We start from the raw sequence: 10,104 nt of genomic DNA on the forward strand, positions 1-10,104 counted from the left end.
GGCCGGCGCGCCGACAGGCTTACCATCGGAAACGCCTGTTGTGTATTTCCGTAACCTGCTGTTTGGTATCTCGCCGGTGTTCGGCCTAGACTGCTGGCCGACCCGCTTGCGGGACCCGTGGACGAACAGCCACTCTCACGCCCTGGAGCTCATGTGAAATACGCCGTACTCGGAGCCACCGGCCTGCTGGGACATCACGCCGCGCGCGCCATCAGGGCCGCCGGTCACGATCTGGTGCTGATCCACCGTCCTTCTTCGCAGATCCAGCGTCTCGCCTATCTGGAGCCCGAGTGCCGGGTCGCCGAGATGCTCGACCACGCCGGCCTGGAACGCGCCCTGCGCGGCCTCGACGGGGTGATCTTCAGCGCCGGCTACTATCCTTCGCGGCCGCGCCGCTGGCAGGAGGAAGTGGCCAGCGCGCTGGGCCAGACCAACCCGTTCTATGCCGCCTGCCTGCAGGCCAGGGTGCCGCGCATCCTCTATGTCGGTTCGGCATATGCCATGCCCCGCCATCCCCAGGGACTACCGGGCCACGAAGGGTTGTTCTACGACAGCCTGCCGAGCGGCAAGAGTTCCTACGTGCTGTGCAAATGGGCGCTCGACGAGCAGGCCCGGGAGCAGGCGCGCAACGGCCTGCCGGTGGTGATCGGGATTCCCGGCATGGTACTCGGCGAACTGGACATCGGCCCGACTACCGGGCGCGTGATCACCGCCATCGGCAATGGCGAGATGACCCACTACGTCGCCGGCCAGCGTAACGTCATCGATGCCGCCGAAGCCGGGCGCGGACTGCTGATGGCCCTTGAGCGCGGGCGTATCGGCGAGCGCTACCTGCTGACCGGGCACAACCTGGAAATGGCCGACCTGACCCGGCGCATCGCCGAGCTGCTCGGCCAGCCTGCGCCGCAGCCGATGTCGATGGCCATGGCTCGCGCGCTGGCCACCCTGGGCCGCTTGCGCTACCGGGTCAGCGGCCAGTTGCCGCTGCTCGACGAAACCGCCATCGAGGTGATGGCTGGCGGGCAGTTCCTCGATGGACGCAAGGCCCGCGAGGAACTCGGCTTCTTCTCCACCACCGCCCTCGACGACACCCTGCTGCGCGCCATCGACTGGTTCCGCGACAACGGCTATTTCAATGCCTAGGACGGTTGGCTAGGGCAGCGCTTTTTCCGCGAAGGGTCGGGTCTGCAGTCCCAGCTGGGCGCGAAAGCTCTCCATGTCGAACATGGTGCACAGCTCCTGCAACTGGCCCTGCGGGTTGAACACCCAGAAGCCCATCGCGGAAATGCTCAGCACCTTGTCGCTGGCCGGATAGCCCAGGGTCGGCCGGACGATGGTGCCGATCAGCGTGCTCCAGGTGAACACCTTGCGTTCCTCGCCGATGCAGTCTTCGACCACGACCTCCAGGTCCGGCATCGCCGTGCGGATGTCCTGCAGCAGGCGGATATAGCCGGCGGTATCCAGGGGACGGCCGATGAACGAGCTTTTGTAGAGGAAATCCTTGCTGTGCAACTGCTCCACCAACGCCATGCGGCCCTTGTTCCAGGACAGCTCGATGTGATGGCGGGCGAGTCGTTTCAGGTCGTGTGAGGGCATCTCCGGCTCTCGAGGGCGAGTGGTGGGGCAGGCATCCGGTGCCTGCCTGAACTGTAGCCGTTCCTATGCATTTTGCATTGGCCGCCCAGCCATCCCGGGCCCGGCGGCGCAGTCCTTCAGAGCCAGCCGGTCAATTGCGCGGCGTGCCAGGCGGCGTACAGGCCAAGTGCGGCGAAGGCGGCCGCGGCCAGGCGGCGGATCAGGGTCAGCGGCAGCTTGTCGGCGGCCAGGTTGCCGATCAGTACCACCGGTACGTTGGCGATCAGCATGCCCAGGGTGGTGCCGATCACCACCAGCCAGAAATGCGGATACTGGGCGGCCAGCATGACCGTGGCGACCTGGGTCTTGTCGCCCATCTCGGCGAGGAAGAACGCGATCAGGGTGGTGAGGAAGGGGCCGTATTTCTTCAGTCCGGACTCTTCGTCGTCGAGCTTGTCCGGTACCAGCGTCCACAGGGCGACGGCGATGAAGGAGGCGGCGAGGATCCAACTGAGGGTGGCTTCCGAGAAGAAGCTGGCGACCCAGGCGCCCACCGCGCCGGCAGCGAAATGGTTGGCCAGGGTGGCGGCGACGATGCCGGCGATGATCGGCCACGGCTTGCGGAAACGCGCCGCGAGCAGGAGTGCCAGCAACTGGGTCTTGTCGCCGATTTCCGCGAGGGCAACGATGAGGGTAGGGACGAACAGCGATTCCATCAGGCTTCCTAAGGGGCGGGTCGACCAATCACCATGACACGCGCCATCTGCCCGCCCCGGGTCAGATCGTGCGTGTCATAGGTCTTGTCAAACCCTTGGCCTGTCTGGGCAGGCTTGGGTCGCGCGCGCCATGGTCTGCGGACCAAGTGTGTTGACGCGTGCCGGGCGAGGCCGGTGCGGCGCTCGCGGGAGACTACTCCCCTAGGACGGGGCGCATTCTGCCCAAGCCGGGCGGCTTGGGCAAGCCCGGGACGGAAACTTTCGTCCGGGAGGGCGGCGAGGGAGCCTGATCGCAAGGAAACGTGCCGGCATCCGCAGCGATCCGCGAGGAATCGCTGGGCGGCAGGGTGAGTCAGGTATTGGTCGGGCTGACGTCCATTTCGTGGTAGCGAACGAAGCGTGCGCGCTTCTTCCAGCGGTATCCCAGCCAGATCGCCAGGAACAGCGGCAGGCTGATATAGGTGGCGAGGAGGCCGATCCAGTCGATGCGTTCGCCCACCAGCGCCTGGTAGTTCTGCCCGAGGGTGATGACCATGCACAGGGCGAAGGCGAACAGCGGCCCGAAGGGGAACAGCTTGGCCCGGTAGGGCAGGTCTTCCAGGCGGCCGCCCTGGGCCAGGTAACCCTTGCGGAAGCGATAGTGGGAGATGGCGATGCCCAGCCAGGCGATGAAGCCGCACATGCCCGAGGTGTTCAGCAGCCATGTGTAGACGGTGCTGTCGCCGAAGGCCGAAGTGAGGAAGCACAGGGCGCCGACCAGGGTAGTGGCGTACAGCGCGTTGCGTGGCACGCCGCTGCGCGAGACGCGGGAGAACAGGCGCGGTGCCTTGCCCTCGAGGGCGAGGTTGTAGAGCATCCGGGTCGAGGCGTACATGCCGGAGTTGCCGGCGGAGAGGATCGCCGAGAGGATCACTGCGTTCATCACCCCGGCCGCCGCGGCGAAGCCGGCGCGCTCGAAGAGCAGGGTGAAGGGCGACACGCTGATGTCGCTGGCATCGTTCTTCAGCAGGTTCGGGTCGGTGTAGGGAATCAGCATGCCGATCACGAAGATCGCCAGGATGTAGAACATCAGGATGCGCCAGAACACCTGGCGAATGGCGATCGGGATGTTCTTCCGCGGATTTTCCGATTCACCGGCGGCGATGCCGATCAGTTCGGTGCCCTGGAACGAGAAGCCGGCGATCATCGCCACCCCGACCATCGCCTGGAAGCCGCCGACGAAGGGCGCGTCGCCCATGGTGAAGTTGCTGAAGCCGGGCGACTCCACGCCATGCATGATGCCGAAGATGGTCGCCAGGCCGACGCCGATGAAGATCACCACCGTGACTACCTTGATCAGGGCGAACCAGAATTCGCTCTCGCCGAAGCCGCGCGCGGAAATCACGTTGAGGCCGAACATGATGCCCAGGAAGATCGCGCTCCAGTAGATGCCCGGCACCTCGGGGAACCAGAAACTCATCACCAGTTGCGCCGCCACCAGCTCCGCGGCGATGGTCACCGCCCAGTTGTACCAATAGTTCCAGCCGAGGGCGAAACCGAAGCCATCTTCGACGAACCGGCTGCCATAGGTACAGAATGAGCCGGAAACGGGCATGTAGGCGGCCATCTCGCCGAGACTGGTCATGAGGAAGTACACCATCAGCCCGATCAGTGCGTAGGAAAGCAGCGCACCGCCGGGCCCGGCGGTGGCCACTGTGGCCCCGGAGGCGACGAACAGCCCGGTGCCGATGGAGCCGCCGATGGCGATCATGTTCAGGTGGCGCGGCTTGAGCACCCGCCGCAATTGCTGGCCCTGGCTGGTGTTCAGGTCAGTCATCGGCAGCCTCCCGGCGGGTGGCCACGGAAGGGTCTGGCTGCGGGCGTGCGGGCAGGGAGAGGAAAAGCTTCATTCACAGGGTTCCAGGCAGAAATCAGGAGCGACGGGCGGAGTAGATGCGGAAACCGTCGCCTTCGGCGAGTGTCCGGCAGGGGCCGAGGTGGCGTTCGATCAACGGCGGGTACTTCAGGAAGCTGTTGGCGACCAGGCGCAGTTCGCCGCCCGGCGCCAGGTGTTCGGCGGCGCGTTGCAGCAGGCGCTCGGAGGCCTGGTAGTCGGTGTGCACGCCCTGGTGGAAGGGCGGGTTGCTGACGATCGCGGCGAGTTCGCGCGGCGCGCCGTCGATGCCGTCGGCGGTGATCACTTCGCCGTCCAGGCCGTTGGCGGCGAGGGTCAGTCGGCTGCTCTCGACAGCGAAGGCGTCGACGTCGAGCAGGCTCAGGCGACTGGCGGGGTAGCGACGCTTGAGGACCGCCCCGAGTACCCCGGCACCGCAGCCGAAGTCCAGCAGATGGCCGCCGGGCAGGGCTTGCAGTTGCCCCAGCAGCAGCGCGCTGCCGCGATCCAGGCGGCCATGGCTGAACACCCCCGGCAGGCTCACCACCTGCAGCTCGCCATCGGCCAGCGGCAGGCTGTAGCGCTGGGCCAGGGCGTGCAGGTCGGGCTCGGCCGGCGCCTGTTCGATACGCACCTGCCAGAGCTGGCAATGCCGCGCGCTATCCAGTTTGCGGGGCTTGCCGTAGGCGGCCAACTGCTTGCTCGCGCGCTCGATCCCGCCGCGCTTTTCGCCGACCAGGAAGAGTTCGCCGCCGGGCAGGCGGGCGGCCAGGCTGGCCAGCAGGTAGTCGGTCAGTTCGCGGGACTTGGGCAGGAACAGAACGGCCGAAGTCCAGGCGCCAGTCGGCGCGCGCGTGTCGAAACGGCTACGGCCGGGGAAGCGGGCGTCCAACTGCGCCTGCTCGCCGGCGTGCCAGCTCCAGCCCTGGGCCTGCGGTAGCTCGGCGAGCAGGTCGTCGGCGGGCAGGCCGGCCAGCAGCAGCGGGGTCGCGAAGAGGTGGCGCTGGCGCAGCAGCACTTCACTGCGAGGGTCCATGCGGGCTCCGGAAAAAATGGGAAATCTTAACAGGCTTGGGCCTGGCATACCCGCATGGATTGTCGGCGAGGATCGCCGTTCATCCGTGCGCGGTGCCCGCAGCGCCGTATCAGCCGGCGTTGACTACCCGCAGGGCGCGCCCGGCCTTCCATGCCTCTGCGTTTTCCGCCAGTTGGCCGACGATGCGCTGCCGCGCCTCGCGACTGCCCCAGGCGTTATGGGGGGTGACGATCAGGCGCGGGATGTCGGGGGCCAGCAGCGGATTGCCGTTTCTCGGCGGCTCGACGCTGAGCACGTCGGTGGCGGCGCCGCCCAGGTGGCCGCCGCGCAGGGCGTCGGCCAGCGCCTGTTCGTCGACCAGGCCTCCACGGGCGGTATTGACCAGGAAGGCGCCAGGCTTCATCAGCGCCAGTTCGGCGGAGCCGAGCATCCCGCGGGTGTCCTCGGTCAGCGGGCAGTGCAGGGTCAGGGCGTCGACCCGTGGCAGGAGTTCGCCAAGCGGCAGGCGGTCCGCCCGGGCAGGCCGTCCTGGCAACTGACCGAGCAGCACACGCATGCCGAACGCCTCCGCCAGCCGCGCCACCGCCCCGCCCAGTTCGCCATGGCCGAGCAGGCCGAGGGTCTTGCCTTCCAGTTCGACGATGGGGAAGTCCAGCAGGCAGAACTGGCTGGATTGCTGCCAGCGACCGCCGCGTACCGCCTGCTGGTAGTCCGGCAGGCGCGTAGCCAGGGCCAGCAGCAGCGCGAGGGTGTGCTGGGCTACCGAGGGCGTGCCGTAGCCATGGCAGTTGGCGACGACGATACCGCGCTCGCGAGCGGCAGCGAGATCGATGTTGTTGGTGCCGGTAGCGCTGACCAGGATCAATTCCAGCTCTGGGCAGGCGGCGATGCATTGCGCGTCGATCGGCGCCTTGTTGCTGATCGCGACCCGCGCACCGTGCAGCCGCGCGGCGACTTCCTGCGGCTGGCTGGCGGCATGCAGTTGCAGCTCGTCGAAGGCGGCGTGCAGGGGACGCATGTCCAGATCGCCGAGGTCGAGGGAGGCATGGTCGAGGAAAACGGCGCGCAGGGCATGGCTCATGGACGGTTCCTTGGCGGCAGCGGACGGGGGCTGCCTAGCCTAGCAAACCCGCGTGCCAGGGAGGTCTTCCGGTTTTCTTGACAGTGATTATCCAGAAAGTATTGTCGGTTTTTTGACGGTATTACATATTTAACCTCTGTAGTGTCATTTTTGAGTCACTCCGACGAACGGTCGCCCTTTCAAGTGGACAATTTTTGATCTGAAAGGCATTTTTTTGGCACACAAGGCGCAATGTGAATTGCTTCTCAGATTTTCGTCATTTAACTGACGAAATGCAGTGCTGGAAAACTGACGTGCGCCACGCAGATAGGGAGATTTTCATGGTCCGTCCGGATAGCCAGCGCGGCAAGCGCACCTCTTCGAAAGCTGGTAGGGAAGGGCGTTTCGTCCTTGCCGCCAGCAGCACCCTCATGTTCGCCATCGCCAGCATCAACGCGGCCATGGCGGCACCTACCGGTGCCCAGTTCAACCCCAACGAGATCAAGATCAGCCAGCAGGGCAAGACCACGCTGATCGACCAGAGCACCCAGCGCGCGATCATCAACTGGAAGGGCTTCGACGTCTCCGCCGACGAGGCGGTGCGCTTCAACCAGCCCGGCGTGACCTCGTCGACCCTGAACCGGGTCACCGCAGGCCAGGAAAGTGTGATCGCCGGGCGCATCTCCGCGCCCGGCCAGGTGATCATCTACAACTCCAACGGCGTGGTATTCAGCGGCTCGGCCAAGGTCGACGTGGGCTCCCTGATCACCACCACGGCGAACATCAGCGACGAACACTTCCGCCAGGGCAAGCTGATCTTCGACCAGCCCGGAAACCCCGACGCGCGGATCGTCAACGACGGCAGCATCAGCGTCGCGGAGAAAGGCCTGGCGGCCTTCGTCGCGCCGTCCGTGGCCAACAACGGCGTGATCAACGCCCGTCTCGGCACCGTGGCGATGGCCGCCGGCAACGCCGCGACCATCGACCTCTACGGCGATGGCCTGGTGTCCATCGCCGTGACCGACCCGGTTACCCGCAAGCCGCAGGATGCCCAGGCGCTGGTCAGCAACGGCGGCGCGATCCAGGCCGACGGCGGTAGCGTGCTGATCACCGCCGAGCAGGCTTCCCGGGTGGTCGACAACGCGGTCAACCTGTCCGGCGTGATCCTCGCCCGCGGTACCGAGGTGCGCGAGGGCAGCGTGGCGCTGGTAAGCAAGTCCGGGGACATCCAGGTCGCCGGCAAGATCGACGTCAGCGGTCCGAAGAGCGGCGGCGACGTGCTGGTCAGCGGGCAGCAGGTGGCCCTGGCGAGCACCGCCAGCATCGACGCCCGCGGCGCCGCACAGGGCGGCAGCGTGCGCATCGGCGGCGACTTCCAGGGCCGCGGCGAGTTGCCACGAGCGAAGAACGCTACGCTGGCCAAGGGCGCCAGCATCGACGTCTCGGCTACCGGCAAGGGCAATGGCGGCCTGGCGGTGGTCTGGTCCGACGGCAATACCCGCATGGACGGGCGGATCCTCGCGCGCGGCGGCGCCCAGGGCGGCAACGGCGGCCTGGTGGAGACCTCCGGCAAGGTCAACCTGAGCATCGCCGACAGCGCCTACGTCAGCGTCGCCGCACCCTACGGCAACGGTGGCACCTGGCTGCTCGACCCGACCACCCTGCGCATCGTCGCCTCCGGCGGCACCTCAGGTTCGGTGGGGGGCGCCAACGGCGCCAGCGGCGACGCGACGGTGAATGCCTCGGTGGTTACCGGGGCGCTGGCAGGCGGCAAGGTGACCCTCAGCGCCAGCGACCGGCTGTCGGTGGAAGCGCCGCTGATCACCAGCAACCTGGGCGGCGCCAGTCGCGGCCTGGAGCTGATCGCCACCGGACCTGCCGGTGCGGTGGATATCTCTGCGCCGATCCTGTTCCGCAACGGCAGCCTGGCAATCCGCGCCGGCGGCAACATCAGCTTCCTCAGCGGCGGCACGCCGCAGACCAGCGGCATCGTCGACCTGGGCAGCGGCACCCTGTGGATGCAGACCAGCACCGCCGGCAAGATCAGCCAGCAGGCCGGTACCGCATTGATCGCCGCCAACCTCGCCGGCCGCGCCGGTAGCATCGACCTGGCTTCCTGGGACAACTACGCCGGCAACCTGGCGCTGCAGACCTTCAACGGTACGCTCAAGTACCGGCAGAGCAACGCCACCGGCGTGACCACGAGCGGCACGGTGTTCGATCCGTTCATCAACCAGAGCATGACCGGCACCGCGCAGAACATCGTCTCCAGCGTCGGCACGCGGATTCTCGAGGCCAACAGCGTTGGCACCACCGGCAACTACACGCTGACTGCCGACGGCAACAGCGAGTTCGACCGCCTGGTGTTCACCGCGCTGCCCTATCGGCGGGTCAGCGGTTCCGCCAGTTTCCCGACCAACGACTCGTCGGACTACCTGGTGACCAACCTGCGCTACCAGGTCAACGGCAGCAACGTCACCGCCACCCCGAACGGCGGTGCGCCCAGCGGGTTCACCGTCGCCGCCGGCAACGGCAGCGTCACCACCTGGACCGGAAACTGGGGCACCAGTTGGGGCGTCAAGGGCTTCGGCGGCGTGATCGGCGTGACCGACGAGCTGCAGTACGACGTCGGCACCGGCCTGACCGAGGAACTGATCTTCGGCCTCGGCGGCAAGACCAGCCGCGTCGATACCCGCCTGGACCTGTTCATGCGCGAGGGAGCGTTCAACAGCTTCGCCGAGCGCGCCCAGGTGGAGATGTTCAAGACCACCACCACTGCCGGCGACATCCTTTCCCGCCAGCAGACCGCCACCCTGACCGCCAATGACGCTACCCGCGTCTACGGTGATGTGAATCCGACTCTGACGGCCACGATGTCCGGCATCAACGCCATCGACGCCTACGTCAACAGTCAGTTCAACGACCTCTACCAGGCGACCGCCAGCACCACGGCGACCCAGGCGTCGAATGTCGGGCAGTACGCGATCACCGGTAACGCCAATGGCAGCGAGTATTTCAGCCAGCGTTACCAACTGGTGCGCCAGGACGGCAAGCTGACCGTCACGCCGGCGCAATTGATCGTCAGCGCCGACGCCAAGACCAAGGTCTATGGCGACGCCGATCCGACCCTTACCTACCAGGTCAGTGGCCTGAAGAACAGCGATACCGCCGCTGGCGTGCTGAGCGGCAACCTCGGCCGGGTGGCCGGGGAGAACGTCGGCAACTACGGGATCCTCCAGGGCGGGCTGGGCCTCAACACGGCCAATTACACCCTCAGCTACGTCGGCAACGACCTGCGCATCACCCCGGCACAACTGAACGTGATCGCCGATGCCAAGACCAAGGTCTACGGCGACCTGGATCCGGCGCTGACCTACCAGGTCTCCGGTCTCAAGCGCGGCGATACCGCCGGTGCCGTGCTCAACGGCGGCAGCCTGAGCCGCGTGGCTGGCGAGAACGTCGGCGTGTACGGCATCCACCAGGGTGGACTGGGCCTGGTCAGCAGCAATTACACCCTGAACTACCAGGGCAATAACCTGACCATCACCAAGGCACTGCTCAATGTGATCGCCGATGCCAAGACCAAGGTCTATGGCGATGCCGATCCGGCACTGACCTACCAGGTGTCCGGGCTGAAGAACGGCGACACCGCCGGTGCCGTGCTCAACGGCGGTAGCCTGAGCCGCGTGGCTGGCGAGAATGTCGGCGTGTACGGCATCAACCAGGGTGGACTGGGCCTGCTCAGCGCGAACTACGACCTGAGCTACCAGGGCAATAACCTGACCATCACCAAGGCGCTGCTGAATGTGATCGCCGACGCCAAGACCAAGGTCTACGGCGATGC

The 10,104-nt window shown here is 66.5% G+C and carries 6 protein-coding genes, 1 pseudogene and 1 riboswitch; of the genes and pseudogenes, 2 read left to right on the forward strand and 5 right to left on the reverse strand.

What is annotated here, in order from left to right; all coding sequences use genetic code 11:
• The first annotated feature begins 117 nt into the window (after positions 1–117).
• Positions 118–1,143, forward strand: coding sequence for an NAD-dependent epimerase/dehydratase family protein (locus tag FHW81_RS29860; protein WP_003121034.1), 1,026 nt, complete (start codon positions 118–120; stop codon positions 1,141–1,143).
• Positions 1,144–1,152: 9 nt separating this feature from the next.
• Here FHW81_RS29860 and FHW81_RS29865 read toward each other — a convergent pair whose 3' ends face one another.
• From FHW81_RS29865 to FHW81_RS29885, 5 genes are all read right to left on the reverse strand, one after another.
• Entirely contained in the window at positions 1,153–1,596 is a 444-nt protein-coding gene (locus FHW81_RS29865; protein ID WP_003099368.1) for a nuclear transport factor 2 family protein, read from the reverse strand.
• 116 nt (positions 1,597–1,712) lie between these two features.
• Positions 1,713–2,291, reverse strand: a complete 579-nt coding sequence (locus FHW81_RS29870; protein WP_003094926.1) for a TMEM165/GDT1 family protein — start codon at positions 2,289–2,291, stop codon at positions 1,713–1,715.
• 89 nt (positions 2,292–2,380) lie between these two features.
• A riboswitch (yybP-ykoY riboswitch) is annotated at positions 2,381–2,505 on the reverse strand.
• Positions 2,506–2,643: 138 nt separating this feature from the next.
• Positions 2,644–4,107, reverse strand: a complete 1,464-nt coding sequence (locus tag FHW81_RS29875; RefSeq protein WP_003114709.1) for an amino acid permease — start codon at positions 4,105–4,107, stop codon at positions 2,644–2,646.
• A gap of 94 nt (positions 4,108–4,201) precedes the next feature.
• Positions 4,202–5,200, reverse strand: a complete 999-nt coding sequence (locus tag FHW81_RS29880; RefSeq protein ID WP_033981252.1) for a class I SAM-dependent methyltransferase — start codon at positions 5,198–5,200, stop codon at positions 4,202–4,204.
• A gap of 109 nt (positions 5,201–5,309) precedes the next feature.
• On the reverse strand, positions 5,310–6,281 hold the full coding sequence (locus tag FHW81_RS29885; RefSeq protein ID WP_023090859.1) for a 2-hydroxyacid dehydrogenase: 972 nt from the start codon (positions 6,279–6,281) through the stop codon (positions 5,310–5,312).
• A 320-nt stretch (positions 6,282–6,601) separates the two neighbouring features.
• Here FHW81_RS29885 and cdrA point away from each other — a divergent pair.
• Positions 6,602–10,104 (forward strand): annotated as a pseudogene (gene cdrA / locus FHW81_RS29890) (two-partner secretion system adhesin CdrA); the annotation flags it as partial.

Source organism: Pseudomonas sp. RC10-4-2, assembly GCF_050433085.1.
Taxonomy (GTDB): domain Bacteria; phylum Pseudomonadota; class Gammaproteobacteria; order Pseudomonadales; family Pseudomonadaceae; genus Pseudomonas; species Pseudomonas aeruginosa.

What these genes read in the sequence shown, in the direction of transcription:
- FHW81_RS29870 (WP_003094926.1), bottom strand. Translation starts at nt 2,291, where the DNA reads ATGGAATCGCTGTTCGTCCCTACCCTCATCGTTGCCCTCGCGGAAATC.
- FHW81_RS29865 (WP_003099368.1), bottom strand. Translation starts at nt 1,596, where the DNA reads ATGCCCTCACACGACCTGAAACGACTCGCCCGCCATCACATCGAGCTG.
- FHW81_RS29885 (WP_023090859.1), bottom strand. Translation starts at nt 6,281, where the DNA reads ATGAGCCATGCCCTGCGCGCCGTTTTCCTCGACCATGCCTCCCTCGAC.
- FHW81_RS29880 (WP_033981252.1), bottom strand. Translation starts at nt 5,200, where the DNA reads ATGGACCCTCGCAGTGAAGTGCTGCTGCGCCAGCGCCACCTCTTCGCG.
- FHW81_RS29875 (WP_003114709.1), bottom strand. Translation starts at nt 4,107, where the DNA reads ATGACTGACCTGAACACCAGCCAGGGCCAGCAATTGCGGCGGGTGCTC.